15 protein-coding genes are annotated in these 18,439 nt (G+C 71.3%); 9 read left to right on the top strand and 6 right to left on the bottom strand.

The genetic code is table 11. The annotated features are described in order from the left end of the window. The first annotated feature begins 46 nt into the window (after positions 1-46). Both FHX52_RS02360 and FHX52_RS02355 read left to right on the top strand, forming a co-directional pair. Complete coding sequence (locus tag FHX52_RS02360; RefSeq protein WP_141819575.1) at positions 47-697, top strand: alpha-ketoglutarate-dependent dioxygenase AlkB; 651 nt, start codon at positions 47-49, stop codon at positions 695-697. A gap of 16 nt (positions 698-713) precedes the next feature. Next, on the top strand, positions 714-1,532 hold the full coding sequence (locus FHX52_RS02355) for a maleylpyruvate isomerase family mycothiol-dependent enzyme (RefSeq protein ID WP_141819573.1): 819 nt from the start codon (positions 714-716) through the stop codon (positions 1,530-1,532). 87 nt (positions 1,533-1,619) lie between these two features. On the opposite strand, the gene FHX52_RS02350 is transcribed toward FHX52_RS02355, so the two are convergent. Genes FHX52_RS02350 through uxaC form a run of 4 tightly spaced genes read right to left on the bottom strand, consistent with a single transcriptional unit; the run spans position 1,620 to position 7,768 of the window. Then, positions 1,620-3,101, bottom strand: coding sequence for a glycoside-pentoside-hexuronide (GPH):cation symporter (locus FHX52_RS02350; protein ID WP_185747042.1), 1,482 nt, complete (start codon positions 3,099-3,101; stop codon positions 1,620-1,622). Positions 3,102-3,151: 50 nt separating this feature from the next. Then, positions 3,152-4,825 (bottom strand): gluconokinase, encoded by a 1,674-nt coding sequence (locus FHX52_RS02345; RefSeq protein WP_246069577.1) that lies wholly within the window; start codon positions 4,823-4,825, stop codon positions 3,152-3,154. Next, positions 4,818-6,347: a mannitol dehydrogenase family protein gene (locus FHX52_RS02340; RefSeq protein WP_246069576.1), complete on the bottom strand. Its 1,530-nt coding sequence runs from the start codon at positions 6,345-6,347 to the stop codon at positions 4,818-4,820. Before FHX52_RS02340 ends, FHX52_RS02345 begins: the two co-directional genes overlap by 8 nt. Next, on the bottom strand, positions 6,344-7,768 hold the full coding sequence (gene uxaC / locus FHX52_RS02335; RefSeq protein ID WP_141819567.1) for a glucuronate isomerase: 1,425 nt from the start codon (positions 7,766-7,768) through the stop codon (positions 6,344-6,346). Before uxaC ends, FHX52_RS02340 begins: the two co-directional genes overlap by 4 nt. Before the next feature lie 98 nt (positions 7,769-7,866). On the opposite strand from uxaC, the gene FHX52_RS02330 reads away from it, so the two are divergent. Further along, on the top strand, positions 7,867-9,189 hold the full coding sequence (locus FHX52_RS02330) for a lactate racemase domain-containing protein (RefSeq protein WP_141819566.1): 1,323 nt from the start codon (positions 7,867-7,869) through the stop codon (positions 9,187-9,189). Here FHX52_RS02330 and FHX52_RS02325 read toward each other — a convergent pair. Next, positions 9,093-10,163: a LacI family DNA-binding transcriptional regulator gene (locus FHX52_RS02325; RefSeq protein ID WP_141819564.1), complete on the bottom strand. Its 1,071-nt coding sequence runs from the start codon at positions 10,161-10,163 to the stop codon at positions 9,093-9,095. The genes FHX52_RS02330 and FHX52_RS02325 overlap by 97 nt on opposite strands. 350 nt (positions 10,164-10,513) lie before the next feature. On the opposite strand from FHX52_RS02325, the gene FHX52_RS02320 reads away from it, so the two are divergent. The 6 genes from FHX52_RS02320 (at position 10,514) to larB (ending at position 16,908) form a co-directional block, all read left to right on the top strand. Next, on the top strand, positions 10,514-10,858 hold the full coding sequence (locus tag FHX52_RS02320; RefSeq protein WP_141819562.1) for a hypothetical protein: 345 nt from the start codon (positions 10,514-10,516) through the stop codon (positions 10,856-10,858). Positions 10,859-10,883: 25 nt separating this feature from the next. Continuing rightward, positions 10,884-11,519 carry a hypothetical protein gene (locus tag FHX52_RS02315; RefSeq protein WP_141819560.1) on the top strand — a complete coding sequence of 212 codons (636 nt, stop codon included), beginning with the start codon at positions 10,884-10,886 and terminating at the stop codon, positions 11,517-11,519. A gap of 448 nt (positions 11,520-11,967) precedes the next feature. Then, entirely contained in the window at positions 11,968-13,767 is a 1,800-nt protein-coding gene (gene uidA, locus FHX52_RS02310; RefSeq protein ID WP_246069575.1) for a beta-glucuronidase, read from the top strand. Positions 13,768-13,824: 57 nt separating this feature from the next. Continuing rightward, positions 13,825-15,258, top strand: a complete 1,434-nt coding sequence (gndA, locus tag FHX52_RS02305) for an NADP-dependent phosphogluconate dehydrogenase (protein ID WP_141819558.1) — start codon at positions 13,825-13,827, stop codon at positions 15,256-15,258. Positions 15,259-15,293: 35 nt separating this feature from the next. After that, positions 15,294-16,196 (top strand): ATP-dependent sacrificial sulfur transferase LarE, encoded by a 903-nt coding sequence (larE, locus tag FHX52_RS02300; RefSeq protein WP_141819556.1) that lies wholly within the window; start codon positions 15,294-15,296, stop codon positions 16,194-16,196. Then, the gene (larB, locus tag FHX52_RS02295) at positions 16,189-16,908 is read left to right on the top strand and encodes a nickel pincer cofactor biosynthesis protein LarB (protein ID WP_425460079.1); all 720 of its coding nucleotides are present in this window, start codon (positions 16,189-16,191) and stop codon (positions 16,906-16,908) included. Before larE ends, larB begins: the two co-directional genes overlap by 8 nt. 42 nt (positions 16,909-16,950) lie before the next feature. Here the strand turns inward: larB and larC are convergent, their stop codons facing one another. Then, complete coding sequence (larC, locus tag FHX52_RS24510; RefSeq protein WP_141819554.1) at positions 16,951-18,438, bottom strand: nickel pincer cofactor biosynthesis protein LarC; 1,488 nt, start codon at positions 18,436-18,438, stop codon at positions 16,951-16,953. Between the last annotated feature and the right edge of the window lies 1 nt (position 18,439).

Here is an 18,439-nt window from a genome sequence, read left to right as displayed (position 1 = left end):
CAGCTCTGGTCGAACAGGCGTTCGACTTCTGGGTTATCGTGGCCTGATGGACCTCACCCTTCAGGGGTCGCTCCTCGACCTCACCGACGAGATGAGCCTGCGCGACCTCGGCGCGGCCACCCGGCGCCACCGCCTGTCGCGGGGCGCCTGGGTCGATGTGCGCCCCGACTGGCTGGCTGCGGGCGACGAGCTCTTCACGGCGCTGCTGCACGACGTGCCGTGGCACGCAGAACGCCGGCAGATGTACGACTCCGTCGTCGACGTGCCCCGCCTCACGAAGTTCTACGCCGCCGGCGAGCAGCTGCCCCACCCGATGTTGACCGAGGCCCGCGACGCCCTCTCGGCGCACTACGCCGACGAGCTCGGCGAGCCCTTCGTGACCGCCGGCCTGTGCCTCTACCGCGACGGCCGTGACAGCGTGGCCTGGCACGGCGACCGCATCGGCCGCTCGCGCGACAGCGACACGATGATCGCCATCCTCTCCCTAGGCTCGTCGCGCACGCTGACGCTGCGTCCGCGTGACGGTGGGCCGATCGAGGGCACGAGCCAAAAGACCTTGCGCTTCCCCCTCGGGCATGGTGACCTCGTCGTGATGGGCGGCTCGTGCCAGCGGACGTGGGACCACGCGGTCCCCAAGACCTCCGAGGCCGTGGGTCCGCGCATCTCCGTCCAGTTCCGTGTGTCCGGAGTCCGTTGAAGGAGACCCCACCCGTATGCCGTCCGGCCCGTCCGACCTCGCCGCTCCCCCGTTCCTCGACCACCTCGCCGAGGAGTCGGCCCGCTTCCGCGCCGTGCTCGCGGACGCGCCGCCGGGCGTCCGGGTGCCGACGTGCCCCGACTGGGACGCTGACGACCTCATCTGGCACCTCGCCGAGGTGCAGTGGTTCTGGGGCGCGATCGCGAGTGGCGGCCTGACGACCCGGGCCGAGGTCGACACCCTGGACGAGCGTCGCGTCGAGCGGCCGGCCGACCGGGCCGGGCTCCTTGGACACTTCGACCGCTCGAGCAGCCGCCTCCACAGTGCCCTCGCCGCGCTCGACCCGGCCACCGAGCTGTGGATGTGGGCCGACGAGCACACCGCGGGCTACATCGCGAGGCGCCAGGCGCACGAGGCGATGATCCACCGCCTCGACGCCGAGCTGACCGTCGGCGCACGCACTCCGCTCGACTGCCGTCTCGCGGCCGACGGCGTCGACGAGGCCCTGCGCATCATGCGCGGATACGAGCCCGAGCCCGGCCTGGCGCACGAGCCGATCGCGGGCTCGGTCACGATCGCGACCGTCGACGCCATGCACGCGTGGACGGTCACGCCGGTGCGCATCACCGGCACCTACGAGGGTCAGGACATCGATCTCAAACGCCTCCTCGTCGCCGACGGCCCCGACGAGGCGTCCGCCGCCGAGATCTGTGGCTCTGCGGCCGACCTCGACTGCTGGCTCTGGAACCGTCCAGCGGTCGACGCGATCACCCGCGAGGGCGACCCCGCCGCCCTGGCCGCCGTCGACGCGGTGCTCACCGACGCGATCGACTGACTCCCGCCCGACACGGGCGACGGCGCCGGGTGGGTCCGTCGGACCCTCCCGGCGCCGTCAGCACCACCTGGAGCAACGCCGTGCGTGTCACGCCTCGCGGACGTCGATGACCTGACCGTCGGGCCCGATGAGGTGGCCCTGCTGGCGCTTGCGCAGCTCCGTCTCGTTGCGGATCTCGCGGAAGCGCTCGTCGGTGAGCGGGTACTTCCAGAAGATCAGCATCGCGATGGCGGCGACGATGGCGGGGAGCAGGCCGATCGTGAAACGGATGGCGTCGATGGCGGAGTCCGGCTGGACCGGGTTGGGCACCGCTGCGGTCGCAGAGAGGTAGCCACCGAACGCCAGGGCCGCCGCACCCACGGCGCCACCGATCGACTGCGTGATCTTGCGGGTGAAGGAGAAGACCGCGTAGGTCGCACCCTCGGAGCGCTGACCGGACCTCCACTCGCCGTACTCGACGGTGTCGGCCTCGAGGCCGAACATGATCGTGTTGATCAGCGCAGCACCGATTCCCTTGATGCCCAAGAAGATCAGCGCCGGGGCGACGGCACCGGCCGGGGTGAAGAAGAGCGCCAGTCCGCCGACGACGGTGAAGACGCCACACCACTGGAAGAGCGACTTCTTGCCGAAGCGGTCGACGAGCTTGGGGATGAAGGGGGCCGCGACGATCGAGATCCCGCTGTTGACGAGGGTGATCGGCCCGAGCCACCGGATGTCGCCCATGACGTACTGGGCGTAGAACGCTGACGCACCGCCGACGGCGAAGAGGCCCACGAGGTAGAAGAAGCTCGCGGCGCAGAGGTAGCCGAGGGGCTTGTTCGTGCGGATCGCGTCCCACGTCTCGCGGAGCGACACCCGCGGGGAGGTGCGCACGACCTGCTCGCGGCAGAAGTACCAGGTGATGAGGTAGGCGATCGAGCCGATGACGATGAACAGCAGCGTGGTCTGCGTGAAGATCGCCTGGACCTGCTCCTGGTACTCCGCGGGGGTGAGCGTCTTCTTCACCGCCTTCAGGTCCGAGATCTTCGGGGCGATGATGTAGGTCAGGACGATTCCACCCATCGCGCCGCCGAAGAAGCGCGACGACACGAGCTTGGCCCGCTCCTTGACGGACTGCGTCATCGCCGAGGCGAGGGAGCCGTAGGGGATGTTGACGAGCGAGTACAGCAGCCCGAGCACCGCGTAGGTGACGTACGCGTAGAGGAGCTTGGCGCCGTCGTCGAGCGAGCTCGGAACGTGGAAGGTGAGGAAGCTGAGGAAGAGCAGCGGCACCGCTCCGAAGAGGATGAACGGGCGGAACTTGCCCATCCGCGTCATGGTCCGGTCGACGAGCCGGCCGGCAAACATGTCGGCGAAGGCGTCCCAGAGCCGCACGACGAAGAACATCGTGGCGACGGCGGCGGCGGAGAGGCCGGCCACGTCGGTGTAGTAGTAGAGCAGGAACGCGGTGCTCAGGGTGAAAGCGAGGTTGTTCGCGAAGTCGCCGAAGCCGTAGCCGACGACCGATCGCTTGGGAAGGCGCTCATCGACGAACGACTGCGCGATCTCCTCTTTGGTGATGGTGCTCATGGGGCCGAACTCCTTTGTGGGCCAAGGCTTTTTCGCCATCGGTGATGCACCTAGTGAAGGGCCGGCTGGCGCTCGCCGACAACGAGTTGCCTCTTGTTGCCATCCGGTTGCACCGTGTTGCCCTGCACGCTTCCCGACGGGACCGCGAGGAGGGCTGCGGCGTCCGCGAGATCGCGCAGTCGCGCCCCGGCGGAGGCTCGGGCGTCGCGGTACGCCGCAGAGCTCGCCTCCGGCGCCACGACCCTCCCGGCATCGTCGTCCGCACGCTCTCCGACGAGACCTGGCGCCAGGCGTTCCAAGGACTGCTCGAGCGTGGGCTCGGCCCCGATCGCGTGGAGCCCGAGGGCCGCAGCACCGAGCGCTGACCCCTCGGCGCCGGCCGTGACGCTGAGGGGCCGGCCGAGGACGCCGGAGAGGACCTCGCGCCACAGCTCGCTGCGGAAGACCCCTCCGGTGGCCCGGATGGAGGTCACCGGCACGACCTCGTCGAGGCCGTCGAGGATCGTCGCGAGCTGGAAGGCCACCCCCTCGACCGCGGCGCGGATGAAGTGCGCTCGCGTGTGGTGCTGCCGGATGCCGAGGTAGGCGCCGCGCAGGTCGGCATCCCAGAGGGGGCCGCGCTCGGCGAGGAGGAACGGCAGCATGACGAGGCCCTCGCTGCCCGGCTCGATGCCGGAGGCAAGGGCGAGGAGGTCCGCGTCGCTGACGGGCGGACGCGCATACTCGCTCGGGGCGTCGGGACGTTCGGCCGCGAAGACGGACCCGGCCCACCGCACGACGGCGCCGCCGTTGCTGATGGGGGTGCCGAGCACCCACCGGTCGTCGGTCAGGGCGTAGCAGAAGAGTCGGCCGCTCGGGTCGGCCCAGGGCTCGTCGACGGTGAGGCGGAGCGCACCGCTCGTGCCGAGGGAGAGCCCGGCGACGCCGGGGGTGATCGCGCCGGTGCCGAGGTTGCCCAGTGGGCCGTCGCCGGCACCGACCACCACGGGTGTGCCGGCCGGCAGCCCGACCCGGCGCGCGACGTCGGCGTCGAGCGGCAGGGTCGCCGTCGTCGGGAGTACCGGTGGGAGCTGGTCGAGGCGAGCGCCGGAGAGTGCGACCGCCTCGGTGTCCCAGGCGCGGTGGGCGATGGAGAGCAGTCCCGTGCCGCTGGCCGACGACAGCTCTGTGACGAGGTGACCGGTAAGCGCGTGCAGGACGACGTCCTTGAGGCCGGCCCACGAGGTCGCCGCGGTCATGAGCCCGGGCTCGTTGTCGGCGAACCAGCGCAGCTTGGTCAGGGGCGACATCGAGTGCACGGGGGTGCCCGACCTGGCATGGAGCGAGGCCGCGACGGGCGTCCCGCGCAGCTCGCGCGCGACATCTCTGGCTCGGGCGTCGGCCCAGGTGATGATGGGCGTCAGGGGTCGTGCCTCCGCGTCGAGGGCGATCAGCCCATGCATCGCGGTGCTCACCGAGACGGCGACGACGTGCCCACCGTCGAGCTGGGCCACGCAGTCCGCGAGCGACGTCAGGGTGGCCGAGACGACGACGTCGGCGTCCTGAACGCGCCACCCCGAGCGTGGCCTGATGAGAGGATACTCGTGCACGGCAACCGCGACCGGCGGCCGGCTCGGCGCGCCCGGCTCGGCGTCGTCGAGCAGTCGGAAGGCGACGACCTTGGCCGCCGTCGTACCGACGTCGACGCCGATGACGTGGAGCGGCGATTCCCGCGCGTCACCCACGAGAGCCCACCGCGGGAGGTGTGGCCGCGGCGGAGGATCCGCCCAGCCCGGTGAGCTGGGCCAGCTGGGCGAGCACGACGGGCAGCACCTTCTCGAGCGCGCTGTCATCGAGACCGAGCCACACCAGCACCGAGCGCACCGCGGCCTCCGGCTCGCCCTGTGCGAGCGCCCTGACCTCGTCGGCGGCAGTGTCGGTGACGGGCGCGCCGAGCCCGCGCAGGTGGGGGACCCAGGCAGCGACGATCCGGGTCGCGCCGGGGGCGACTCGCCCCTGCGCCAGCTCGGCCCGGATGACGGGGAGAGCCCGGATCGGCACCTTCTGCGAGCCGTCCGCCGCGATCTGTGCGAGCAGGTGGCGGATCTGCGGGTTGCGGTAGCGGTCGAGCAGCGCCTGGCGATACCCCGAGACGTCGACCGCCGGCAGGTCGACGTGCGGCGCCGCGGCGTCCCACCACTCCTCCACCCACGAACGGACGAGAGGGTCGGCGATCGCGTCGGCCACGGTCTCGTGCCCGAGGATGGAGCCGGCATACGCCATGAGCGAGTGGGAGCCGTTGAGCAGCCAGAGCTTGCGCGTCTCGAAGGGCCGCACGTCGTCGACGACCGTGGCGCCGGCCGACTCCCAGTCGGGCCGTCCTGCCGGGAAGGTGCCCGCGAGCACCCACTCCGAGAACGGCTCGGTCGGCACGGTCTCGGGGTCGTCGATGCCGGTCTGGCTCAGGACCTCGGCACGGTCGTCGGCGGTCGAGCGTGGCGTGATGCGGTCGACCATGGTCGTCACCCAGGAGACGTGGGCGTCGATCCACGCCGGCAGGGTCACGTCGACGAGGGCGGCGAGGTCGCCGACGACGCGCGCCACCATCGCGCCGTTGTCGGGCACGTTGTCGTTGGGGACGACGGCGATCGGACCTCCGCCCGTGGCGCGGCGCGCGAGGAGCCCGGCGACGAGCTTGCCCGGCGTCGTGGACACCACTCCGCGCGGATCTCGTTGCAGCGCAGCGATGTCGGCACTGACGTCGGATGCGTCGACGTCGAGCCCACCCGCGGAGTTCCGGCGGTAGCCGGCCTCGGTGACGGTGATCGTCACGACGGCCACGGCGGGGTCGACGAAGTATCCACGGAGTGCCTCGAGGTCGTCGGCCGGGTGCACGGCGGTGAGGCTCGAGATGACCTCCGGCCGCGCTCCTCCGGGGCCTCGGACGAGGAGGGTGTAGAGGCCGTCCTGCCCGGCCAGGCTCTCCGCGATGGCGGGCGAGCGTCCGGTGAACGCGGCGATCCCCCACTGCGCGGCGTCGCTGGCATGCTCGGTGTACCAGGCGGCGTGCGCCCGGAAGAAGTTGCCGACGCCGAGGTGGACGATGCGCACGGGTGCGGCGGGCCGCCCGTCGGTCTCCCGTCGGAGGCTCCGCCCGGCAGGCCGGGCAGCAGCCCCGGCAGCAGCCCCGTCGGTGGCCCCGTCGGTGGCCGGGAGGGTGGTGTCCGGCTCGGTGTCCGGCAGCGTGTCGGTCCGGTGGGTGCTCACAGCTTGAACGCCTTCCTGGGGATGGTCGTGACGAGGTCGATCGCGGTCTCGAGGGCCTCGTCCTCGTCGAGCCGGTGCTCGGCCACGAGCTGGGCGAGGTAGCCGCTGTCGAGGCGTCGCGACATGTCGTGGCGGGCGGGGATGGACAGGAAGGCGCGGGTGTCGTCGATGAAGCCCGACGTCCGGTAGAAGCCGGCGGTCTCGGTCACGGCCCCCCGGAAGCGCCGCACGGCCTCGGGTGCGTCGAGGAACCACCACGGGGCGCCGGCATAGACGCTGGGGTAGAACCCGGCCAGTGGCGCGATCTCCCGCGAGAACACCGTCTCGTCGACGGTGAAGAGGATGAGCTGGAAGCCCTCCGCGGTGCCGAAGCGGTCCAGGAGCGGCTGGAGGCCCCGGGTGAACTCCACCGCGGTCGGGATGTCGTGACCCGTGTCGGGTCCGAAGCGCTCGAGGGTCGGCGAGTGGTGGTTGCGGTGCACGCCGGGGTGCAGCGTCATGACGAGGCCGTCCTCCGTCGACATCCGGGCCATCTCGACGAGCATGTGGCGGCGGAAGGTGGTCGCGTCGTTCGGGCACACGACACCGCGCAACGCGGCGTCGTAGATCCGTGCAGCCTCGGCGTCGTCGAGGGTCAGGGTCACGACGTCGGCGTGGCTGTGGTCGCTCGAGACGGCGCCGTTGGCCTTGAAGAAGCGGCGGCGCTCCTCGAGCGCGGCGATGTAGCCGGCATACGAGCCGGTGTCGATGCCGCTCACCCGAGCCAGGTCGGTCATGAGGTCGGCGAAGTCGGCGCGTCCGGGCTCGAGGTAGCGGTCGGGCCGGAACGTCGGCACGACCCTCGGACCGAACCCGTCGTCGCGCAGCGTGCCGTGGTGGCGCAGGTCGTCGACCGGGTCGTCCGTCGTCGCGAGGACGTCGATGCCGAAGCGCGCCATGAGCGCCCGCGGGCGGAAGTCGGGCGCCGCGATCGCCTCGGAGATCCGGTCGTAGATCGCGTCAGCGCTCTCCGGAGCCAGTCGCTCCGTGACGCCGAAGACGTCTGCGAGCACGCTGTCCATCCAGAAGCGGCTCGGTGTGCCGCGGAAGGCCGGCCAGTGTTCGGCCATCAGGTGCCACGCGCGGCGCGACTCCGCCGCCGTCAGCGGTCCGCCACCGACACCGAGGTCGCCCAGCGCGACGCCCTGCGCGTGGAGGAGGCGGAAGACGTAGTGGTCCGGGGAGACGAGCAGGCTCGTCGGGTCGCTGAACGCGACGTCGTCCGCGAGCCACTGCGGCGGGACGTGCCCGTGAGGCGAGATGATCGGCAGACCGGACACGGCGGCATACAGCCTGCGGGCGATCTCACGCGTGCGCGGCTCGACGGGCAGGAGCCGGTCGGGGTCGAGGGCAAGGGGCCGGGCTGTCGCGAGGGTCGTCATGTCTGCCATCGTGCGCCCCCTGCGTGCGGTTGCCCACGGGTTGCCACGAGTTGCCCGGCGCCCTTGTCGGCGCGGGAGGTGAGGGCGACAGTGGGTCCATGACGACCACCGCACCGCACCCCACCGTCGCCCCGGGCCCACCCGACGAGACGCCGAAGCAGGCGGCGCGCCGGGCCGTGCGCCTCGGCGGCGTCGAGGGGGTGCTGGCCCCCGCGGCCGTGGAGGACTTCATCGCCGAGCAGCTCGGAGCGGTCGACTTCGACGGCAGGAGCGTCTGCATCGTCGTCCCCGACGGCACGCGCACCTGCCCGCTGCCCCTCCTCGTCGGCGCGGTGCACCGGGCGCTGCACGGGCGGGCCACCCGGATGACAACCCTCGTCGCGCTGGGCACCCACCAGCCCATGTCGGAGGCAGCGCTCGCCGCCCACCTCGGCTACGAAGAGGGCGCGCTCGAGGCCACCTATCCGAGCATGACGGTGGTCAACCACGAGTGGTGGGAGCCCTCGACCTTCGCCGACCTCGGCACCATCCCGGCAGCGCGCCTGGAGGAGCTGTCCGAGGGGCGGCTGTCGATGGACGTGCCCGTGCTGCTCAACCGCGCCGTCGTCGAGCACGACGTGGCACTCGTCGTCGGGCCGGTGCTGCCGCACGAGGTCGTTGGCATCTCCGGGGGCAACAAGTACTTCTTCCCCGGCGTCGCCGGCCAGCAGATCATCGACGTGTCGCACTGGATCGGCGCGCTCATCACCTCGGCCGAGATCATCGGCACGACCGACATCACCCCGGTGCGGGCGCTCATCAACGAGGGCGCCTCGCTCGTGCCGGCGCAGAAGCTCGCCCTCTGCGTCGTCGGGGAGTCCGGCTCGCTGGACCTGCACTCCATCTCGTTCGGCGACACGATCTCGTCGTGGGCCAACGCGGCCGAGGTGTGCGCGGCGACCCACGTGACCTATCTCGACGAGCCGGTCCACCGCGTCATCTCGGTCATCCCGGAGATGTACGAGGACATCTGGACCGGAGCCAAGGGCTTCTACAAGCTCGAGCCCGCGGTCGCCGACGGCGGCGAGGTCGTCATCTACGCGCCGCACATCACCGAGATCTCGACGAGCCACCCGGAGATCAACGAGATCGGCTACCACTGCCGCGACTACTTCGTGAAGCAGTGGGACCGCTTCAAGCACATCCACTGGGGCACGCTCGCCCACTCCACCCACCTGCGGGGCGCCGGCACCTACAACGCCGAGACCGGTGAGGAGCGCCTGCGCGTGCGGGTCACGCTCGCGACGCAGATCCCCGAGGAGGTATGCCGCGCAGCCAACCTCGGCTACGTGGATCCCGCCTCCATCGACGTCGCCGCCGAGGCGGAGGGTGGCGCGTTCGTCGTGCCGAACGCCGGCGAGGTCCTCTTCCGGCTGCGCTGACCCGTCGAGCGTCGCACCACGAGACGCACCGGCATGACGATGGGCTCGCGGCTCGGCACGGCGCCCCCGGCCATGGCGACGAGGTTCTTGACACCCGTTGCGCCCATCGCGTGCAGCGGCGCCGCGACGGTCGTGAGCTCCGGCTCGGTGATCTCGGCGAGGAGGGTGTTGTCGAAGCCGACGACGCTGACGTCGCCGGGCACGCTGAGGCCGAGCCGCAGCAGGCCCTTGAGCACGCCGATGGCGACGACGTCGTTGTAGGCGATGACGGCGGTGGCCCGCTGCGAGGCGATCTCGGCGGCCCGGCCGAAGCCGGCCTGCACGGTGGGGGTGTTGCACGGGCCGACCCGACGCAGGCGGATGTCGAGCTCGTAGGTGGCCTCGCGCAAGGCCTGCCACCGCGTGCCGTCGGTCCAGCTCGACTCGGGGCCGGCGACGTAGGTGATGGAGTCGTGGCCGAGCTCGGTCAGGTGCTCGACCGCCCGGCGGACGCCGCGAGCGTTGTCGACGAGGATGTTGGGCACCTCCGGCAGCCGGCGGTTGAGCACGATGACCGGCTTCTGCTTGGCCATCATGCGGATCGCCTGGTCGGACATCCGCGAGCTCGTCAGCAGCACGCCCTCGACCGCGCGCAGCTCGCGCTCGGTCCACTCCCGCTCGAGCTGCGCGTCCTCCTGGGTGTGCGAGAGCAGCAGGGTGTAGCCGACCTCGGCGGCGGCCTCGTGGGCACCGCGGATGATGTCGCCGTAGAACGGGTTCGTGATGTCGGTGACGACGACGGCAAGCGTCCTCGTGCGGGTCGGCACGAGGCCCGGGAGCGAGCTCGACCGGTAGCCGAGCTCCTCCGCGGCCGAGAAGATGCGCGCCGCCGTCTCCGCGTTGACCCGGCCGGGCCTGGCGAAGGCACGTGAGACCGTCGACGCCGCCACCCCCGCGGCCTGCGCCACGTCGTAGATGGTCGGCCGACGCTCCATCCCGCCAATCTAGGCAGCCCCGCCCCCACCCACAATCGAGAGCACACCCCTCCCCATCGAAAGCGCACTTCGTCGTCCCCCACGGCGTATGCCGCCCACCACCTCCCAATCGAAAGAGCAGTCCGTCGTCCCCCACGGCGTATGCCGCCCACCACCTCCCAATCGAAAGAGCAGTCCGTCGTCCCCCACGGCGTATGCCGCGCTCCCCCTCCTCCCAATCCAAAGAGCAGTCCGTCGCCCCCCCACGGCGTATGCCGCCCACCACCTCCCAATCGAAAGAGCAGTCCGTCGTACGGCGGGCCTGTGGACAAGTCACCGCCTCAAACCGAGATCGTCGCCACCATCGACACATGCCTGCGCCCATCCCCGAACCGCTCAGACACCGGCCTTTCACACCAGGCATCGCCACGGTGTGGGGCCTGACGCGAGACCAGGTCTATGCGATGAACCTCGTGTCGCCAGTCCGCGGCGTGTGGGCCGTCGACCCGGTGGCCTCGCTCGTGGCGCGATGCGCTGCGATCTCTCTCGTGGTCGAGTGCCATGCCTTTTCCCACCTGACGGCCGCCAGACTCCACGGTCTTCCATTGCCGATGGCGCTTGACGACGACGAATCGATCCACGTGATCCGCGACGGCCGCGACGGCGCGGTCCGTCGACGGGGGATTCATCGGACACCGCGGCCTCTTCAACCGTGAGGTGGCCACGTCGGCCGGTCTCCCCGTGACGAGCCTGGCCGAGACCTGGGTCGACATGGGCGAGCTCATTCGCCCCGGGTTCCCCCTCGGCCTGGACGACCTCGTCGTCATGGGCGATGCCGTGGCGACCAAGCTGGGCTCGGTGGAGCCCCTGCAAGAGGCTCTGGGCGCCAGAGTCGGCCCGCAAGGCAAGCTCACCCTGCTCGAAGCCCTCACCTGGATCAGAGTCGGCTCGGAGTCACCCGGCGAGACTCGCACGAGGCTCGTGCTCGTGCGAGCCGGGCTCCCAGAGCCCGAGCTCAACCAGCCCGTGTATGCCGCGGGCGACCGCTGGCTGGGCCGGCCCGACATGCGTTGGGTCGCACAGCGTGTGCTGCTCGAGTACCAAGGGCGGGAGTTCCACGACAGCGACGAGCAACGAGCGGCGGACAAGGTGCGGTTCAGACGTTTCGGCGACGACGGCCGGTCGGTCCTCGACGTCTGGGACGAGGATGTCAACACCGATGCGGCCCGGGTGACGCTCGTGCTGAGAACGGCTGAAGCGCTCGGGCACCCACGGACGAGCCTGGAGCTGAGCGACATCCACCCGAGGTTCTTCAGCGCTCGGATGCTCGAGCTCGCCGAGATCCGCGCCCGGCGAATGCACGCCCGAGGCCGCTGACCCGACCCGACGAACTGCTCTCTCGATCTGTAGAACGCCCAGCGGCAATCGAAAGAGCAGTTCGTCGGCCTTCCACGCGCCCGCTCGACCCGACGAACTGCTCTCTCGATTGCGAAGGGGACCGGCGGCATACGGGCCGGGGTCCCCGACGAACTGCTCTCTCGATTGCGAAGGGGACCGGCGGCATACGGGCCGGGGTCCCCGACGAACTGCTCTCTCGATTGCGAAGGGGACCGGCGGCATACGGACCGGGGTCCCCGACGAACTGCTCTCTCGATCTGAAGGACGCCCGCGCGTCAATCGAAAGAGCAGTTCGTCGGCCTTCCACGCGGCCGCTCGACCCCGACGGACTGCTCTCACGATTTGCTTGGGGTATGGGTGTGGCAACTGGTGGCAATCGCTCGCGGGGCGCTCAGGGCGGGTGACTCAATGGAGGCACGCCCCACCGATGACGAAAGGCACCACCATGCTGCGCCCCCAGGACACCGCCACCCGCGAGACGAAGCGCCTCGACGGCATCTGGTCCTTCCAGCTCGACGGAGACTCCGCGGGACGCGACGCGGGGTGGTTCGGCGGCCCGCTGCCCTCCCCCCGCGACATGGCGGTGCCGGCGAGCTTCAACGACCTCACCGCCGACGCCGCCGTGCGCGACTACTTCGGCGACATCTGGTACCAGCGCACCGTCCGCGTTCCCCGCGGCTGGGCGGACCAGCGCATCGTGCTGCACTTCGAGTCGGCGACGCACCGCGCCACGGTGTGGGTCGACGATCACGAGGTCGTCAGCCATGAGGGCGGCTACACGCCCTTCGAGGCCGACGTCACCGAGTTCGTGAGCCCCGGTGACGAGGTCCGCATCACGGCCCTCGTCAACAACACCCTGAGCTTCCAGTCGATCCCGCCCGGCGTCATCGAGGACACGGCCGCAGGGAAGGCGCAGCGCTACTGGCACGACTTCTTCAACTTCGCCGGCATCCACCGCTCGGTCTGGCTCGCGGCAACGCCCCAGGCGCGCGTCGAGGACGTCACCGTCGTCACCGGGTTCTCGGGGGACGTCGGCTCCGTCGACTACACGGTCGAGACCGCCGACTCCGACGGCCTCGAGGTCCGCACCCTCCTGCGTGACGCCACGGGGCGCGAGGTCGCGACAGGCACGGGCGCAACCGGCTCGCTGAGCGTCGCGGACGTCCACCTCTGGGCGCCCGGACACGGCTACTTCTACGACCTCGAGGTCCAGCTGGTCGACGACACCTCCGTCGTCCTCGACACCTACCACCAGTCCGTGGGCATCCGCACGGTCGAGGTGCGCGGCACCGAGTTCCTCATCAACGGCGATCCCTTCTACTTCAAGGGTTTCGGCATGCACGAGGACCACTCGACGATCGGCAAGGCGCACAGCCCGGCCCACGTCGTCCAGGACTTCGAGCTGCTCGACTGGATCGGCGCCAACTCGTTCCGCACGTCGCATTACCCCTACTCCGAGGACGTCCTCGACCACGCCGACCGCCACGGAATCGTCATCATCGACGAGACGGCGGCCGTCGGGCTCAACATGGGTCTCGGCGGCGGCATCTTCGGCGGGCAGGGCTACACGACCTTCTCCCCGGAGACGATCAACGAGAGCACCCGCGAGGTGCACGCGCAGGCGATCCGCGAGCTCATCACGCGCGACAAGAACCACCCCAGCGTCGTGCTGTGGTCGATCGCCAACGAGCCCGAGTCCGACACCGAGGGCGCCGAGGACTACTTCCGCCCCCTCTTCGACGTCGCCCGCGAGGCCGACCCGACGCGGCCCGTCGGCTTCGTCAACGTCATGCTCGCCCCGCACGGCGCGTGCCGTGTCTCCCAGTTCGCCGACGTCCTCATGCTCAACCGCTACTACGGCTGGTACGTCCACACCGGCGACCTCGCCAGCGCCGAGGTCGCGTGGACCGAGGAGCTCGCCGGGTGGGCGTCCGAGGGCAAGCCGATCGTCATCACCGAGTACGGCGCCGACACCCTCGCCGGCAACCACTCGCTGACGCCCCAGCCGTGGAGCGAGGAGTACCAGGTCGACTACCTCGACATGAACCACCGTGTCTTCGACGCGTGCGAGGCTGTCGTGGGTGAGCATGTATGGAACTTCGCGGACTTCGCGACCACCTCCGGCATCATGCGCGTCGACGGCAACAAGAAGGGCGCCTTCACCCGCGACCGCAAGCCCAAGGCGGCTGCGTTCGCGCTCCGCCGCCGTTGGCGCAAGGACGCCTGACCGACCCAGCCCGCCACCCGGCATACGGGATCACCCTCTCTCCCAAGGACATCAACCGTGAGCACTCTCGCCACCATCGGAGTCACCGGACTCGCCGTCATGGGCAGCAACCTCGCCCGCAACCTCGCCCGCCACGGCCACGTCGTCGCGGTGCACAACCGGAGCAACGCGAAGACGCAGGCGCTCGTCGAGCAGCACGGGTCCGAGGGCACTTTCGTGCCGTCTGAGTCGACCGCCGACTTCGTCGCGTCGCTCGAGCGGCCCCGCCGCATCATCGTCATGGTGAAGGCGGGCGGCCCGACCGACGCCGTCATCGACGAGCTCGTGCCCCTGCTCGAGGAGGGCGACATCGTCGTCGACGGTGGCAACGCCCACTTCGAGGACACCCGTCGCCGCGAGGCCCGGCTGCGCGAGCACGGCCTCCACTTCGTCGGCAGCGGCATCTCCGGCGGCGAGGTCGGTGCGCTCGAGGGGCCGTCGATCATGCCGGGTGGCTCCAAGGAGTCGTATGCCGCCCTCGGCCCGATCCTCGAGTCCATCGCCGCGCAGGTCGACGGCGAGCCGTGCTGCGCCTGGATGGGCCCCGACGGCGCCGGCCACTTCGTCAAGATGGTCCACAACGGCATCGAGTACGCCGACATGCAGTTCATCGCCGAGGCCTACGACCTGCTCTCGGCCGCAGGCCTCACGGCGTCCGAGGCGGCCGACGTCTTCAGGGAGTGGAACTCCGGCGAGCTCGACTCCTTCCTCATCGAGATCACGGCCGACGTGCTCGACCAGGTCGACAGCGTCACCGGGGGCCCGCTCGTCGACGTCATCGTCGACGCGGCCGAGCAGAAGGGCACCGGCCGCTGGACCGTGCAGACGGCGCTCGAGCTCGGCGTGCCGGTGTCGACGATCGCGGAGTCGGTCTTCGCCCGCTCGGGCTCCGGCGACACAGCCATTCGAGACGCGGCACGCGGGGCCCTCGCCGGGCCGAATCGCACTGTTTCAGTTGATGATCGGCAGCGCTTCGTCGACGACGTGCGTGACGCGTTGTGGTCCTCGAAGGTCGTCGCCTATGCCCAGGGCCTCGAGCAGATCCGCAAGGCCAGCGACGAGTACGGCTGGGATGTCGACATCGCGACTGTGGCCCGCATCTGGCGCGGCGGCTGCATCATCCGCGCGCGCCTCCTCGCACAGATCAGCGACGAGTACGCCGCCGGCCGGCTCGCGACGCTGCTCGTCGCCCCGAGCATCGCCTCCGGGCTCGCCGACCGCCAGGACGCGTGGCGCCGCGTCGTCGCGCTCGGTGTCACTGCGGGCGTGCCCGTGCCCGGCTTCTCGAGCGCCCTCGCCTACTACGACACGATGCGCGCCGAGCGCCTGCCGGCCGCTCTCGTCCAGGGACTGCGCGACAACTTCGGTGCGCACACCTACGGCCGCATCGACCGCGACGGCGCCTTCCACACGCTGTGGTCGGGCGACCGGTCCGAGGTCACGACGCCGTGATCGACCGACCGACGGCCATCGGCGAGACTGGGGCCATGACACCCCCGGATCCGCGGGCTGAGGTGCGGGGGCCACGCGATGAGGCGCTGCCCCCGCACCTCGCGGTGCTCGCCGACGCGGTGGGCGAGCGGCTCCGAGCCGGTATGCCGTCCGGCTCAGGCCGCCTCGGCGTGGCCTTCTCGGGTGGTGTCGACTCGGGCCTGCTGCTCGCCCTCGCGGTGCGGGCGCTCGGAACGGCCCGGGTCGTCGCCGTCATCGGGGTCTCCCCCAGCCTCGCCGCCGACGAGCGGCGGGGTGCTCATGACGTCGCCGCCCACATCGGCGCGTCGGTCGTCGAGGTGGCGACATACGAGGGCGACAACCCTGCCTACCGCGCCAACGGCCCCGACCGGTGCTTCCACTGCAAGGACGAGCTCTTCACCCGGATCTCCGACGACGTGGCGCGCGCGCACGGACTGACGGCCGTCGCCTACGGCGAGAACGCCGACGACGCGCGCCGCCCCGACCGCCCGGGCTCGCGCGCGGCGACCGACCACGGCGTGCTGCGCCCGCTCGCCGACGCCGGGCTCACCAAGGCGGACGTGCGCGAGCTCGCTCGCGCCCTCGGCCTCCCCAACGCCGACAAGCCTGCCGCCCCGTGCCTCGCCTCGCGCATCCCCCACTTCACTGTCGTCGACCCTGCCAAGCTCGCTCAGGTCGAGCAGCTCGAGGCGGCGGTCCGCTCGCTAGGCTTCGAGGACTGCCGGGTGCGCCACCACGACCAGGTGGCGCGCATCGAGCTGTCCGAGGCCGACCTCGCGCGGTCGATGGCGGCTCCGGTCCGAGCCGCGCTGCACGAGGCGGGGAGGGCCGCGGGTTTCGCGTTCGTCGCCGTCGACGTCTCCGGCATCCAGTCCGGCGCCTTCACCCTGCCGCTCGTCCAGGTCACCCGTGGCTGACGTCGCCGCCCGCCCCGACGGCGCCGCGCGACCCGACAGTGGCGACGTGGCGGACGTGGCCGAGCTCGACCTCGGGCGAGCCGCCCGCCGCGGCTACCCCGAGGCGATCTTCTGCGAGGGCAAGACGCCCGACCAGGTGCGGGCCATCGCCGAGCGCCTGCGTACTGCGGCTGCCGACGGCACGACCTCCGGCGCCGTGCTCTTCACCCGCGCGAGCGCCGACCACGCCGAGGCCGTGCTCGACGTCCTGCCCGACGCCGTCCACGACGAGACCGCTCGCCTCCTCGCCTGGCCGCCCGACCCTCCCGCTCCGTCCGGCGGGCTCGTCGCCGTCTTCTGCGCGGGTACGTCAGACCTGCCGGTGGCCCGTGAGGCCGTGCTGACCGCGCGCTACCTCGGACGGTCCACCGAGCTCGTCGTCGACGTCGGCGTGGCCGGGCTGCACCGGATCCTCGCGCGCCGTGACCTCATCGACCGGGCGCGCGTGATCGTCGTGGTCGCCGGCATGGACGGCGCCCTCCCGAGCGTCGTGGCCGGCCTCGCCGCGTCGCCTGTCGTCGCCGTGCCGACCTCCGTCGGCTACGGCGCGGCCTTCGGAGGGCTCGCCCCGCTGCTCTCGATGCTCAACTCCTGCTCACCCGGCGTCGGTGTCGTCAACATCGACAACGGCTACGGCGCCGGGCACCTCGCGGCCCAGATCGCCGCGCCCTGAGGGCATCGGCGCCCAGCTGACGGGCTCCTCCGTCCCCGGGCGTCACGGCGTGGCGCGCAGACCCTTCGGTATGCCGTTGCCTCGCGCCAGTCCGGCAGCCGCACCTGCCGCTTCGGCTGCGTCGAGCACCTCGCGCACCGGCAGGTTGAGGGTCGCAGCCGCGGCCTCGACGTCGCGGAACTCGGCGGCTGCGTTGACGATCCGGCCCTCGCGGTGGGCCACCTTGATGCCCACGCGCTGCCCGCTGACATCGACGTCCGCCCAGCCGCGGTCGAGCGCACAGCGGGTGACGTCGCGGACCCGCACCCCGATGGTGCTCGTCGAGGCGAACACCACGTCGATGAGTGTTGCCACCAGCGACGGCGCGGCGAGGACGGACAGCAGCTGAGCGGGCCGACCGCGCTTCATCGTGATCGGGGTGGTCCACGCATCGGCGGCCCCGGCGTCGAGCAGCCCGTCGATGACGGTCGGCCACAGCCGCGGGTCGAGGTCGTCGACGTTGGCCTCGAGCACCTGAAGACGCTCCGACCTGCCGGATTCTGCGCCCGCGCCCCACGCGGTGGCAGCGACCGATGACGTCAGCGGAGCAGTGACCCCGTCTGCGTCCGGTGCCGTGCCCGACCCCTGCACCCCGACCTGCTGACCCACCACGACGCGCACGACGTTGGCCCGGTCGGGTTGCTCCTTGGTGCCGGCTCCGATGCCGATCGACCGAACGGTCATGGCCGGCATCGGCGACTGCTCGGCCGCGATGGCGGTCACCAGCGCGACCCCCGTCGGCGTGGCGAGCTCGCCGTCACCTCCCGACGTCACGTCCCACCCACGACACAGCTCGAGCACCGCCGGCACGGGCACCGGTACCCTGCCGTGCGCGGCCCGGACCGAGCCGGATCCCAACGAGATGCGGCTGGCCGTCACGCGATGCGACCGGGCCCCACCCGGCGCGACCTCCGCCGCCGGGTCGACGTCCACCGCCGCCGCGAGGTTCACCGCCGGCGCGACGGCCGCGGCCAGCTCGACGTCCACCGCCGCCGCGAGGTCCGTCCGCGGCACCTCGACTTCGCCCCCGCCCGCGACGAGCACCCCGAGGTCGGCGAGCGCAGCACAGGTGCCGACGACGTCCGCGATAGAGTCCCAGGCGCCGACCTCGTGGAAATGGACGTCGTCGACGGACGTGCCGTGGACGCGTGCCTCGGCGACGGCCAGCCGTTCGAAGACGGCATGAGAGTTCTCGCGGACGACCTCGGCGAGATCGGCCTCCCGCAGGCGGTCCCTGATCTCCGACCAGTGCCGGTGGTGCTGGTCCGCCGCGAGCAGCTCGACGTCGACCTTGAGCGCCCGCATGCCGGCCCGCACGGTCTCGTGCGCGACGAGACGCACGGTCTGCGGGATGACCGCGTCGACGGCGGACTGCACGACCTCGAGCGACGCACCCGCGTCGACGAGGGCTCCGAGAAGCATGTCGCCGGAGACACCCGCCGAGACGTCGAGCCAGACGCAGACGTCCTCGCCGCGCTCCGGGTCGCTCATG

Origin of the sequence: Humibacillus xanthopallidus (genome assembly GCF_006717145.1) — a bacterium.
GTDB classification, from domain to species: Bacteria; Actinomycetota; Actinomycetes; order Actinomycetales; family Dermatophilaceae; genus Humibacillus; species Humibacillus xanthopallidus.
The sequence above is the reverse complement of the archived record's forward strand: the minus strand, read 5'-3'. Positions and strand labels throughout refer to the sequence as shown.

Bases quoted from the DNA above. Each gene is read 5' to 3' on its own strand.
- FHX52_RS02360 (WP_141819575.1), top strand. From the start codon at position 47: ATGGACCTCACCCTTCAGGGGTCGCTCCTCGACCTCACCGACGAGATG.
- FHX52_RS02355 (WP_141819573.1), top strand. From the start codon at position 714: ATGCCGTCCGGCCCGTCCGACCTCGCCGCTCCCCCGTTCCTCGACCAC.
- FHX52_RS02350 (WP_185747042.1), bottom strand. From the start codon at position 3,101: ATGAGCACCATCACCAAAGAGGAGATCGCGCAGTCGTTCGTCGATGAG.
- uxaC (WP_141819567.1), bottom strand. From the start codon at position 7,768: ATGACGACCCTCGCGACAGCCCGGCCCCTTGCCCTCGACCCCGACCGG.
- FHX52_RS02330 (WP_141819566.1), top strand. From the start codon at position 7,867: ATGACGACCACCGCACCGCACCCCACCGTCGCCCCGGGCCCACCCGAC.
- FHX52_RS02325 (WP_141819564.1), bottom strand. From the start codon at position 10,163: ATGGAGCGTCGGCCGACCATCTACGACGTGGCGCAGGCCGCGGGGGTG.
- FHX52_RS02320 (WP_141819562.1), top strand. From the start codon at position 10,514: ATGCCTGCGCCCATCCCCGAACCGCTCAGACACCGGCCTTTCACACCA.
- uidA (WP_246069575.1), top strand. From the start codon at position 11,968: ATGACGAAAGGCACCACCATGCTGCGCCCCCAGGACACCGCCACCCGC.
- larE (WP_141819556.1), top strand. From the start codon at position 15,294: ATGACACCCCCGGATCCGCGGGCTGAGGTGCGGGGGCCACGCGATGAG.
- larC (WP_141819554.1), bottom strand. From the start codon at position 18,438: ATGAGCGACCCGGAGCGCGGCGAGGACGTCTGCGTCTGGCTCGACGTC.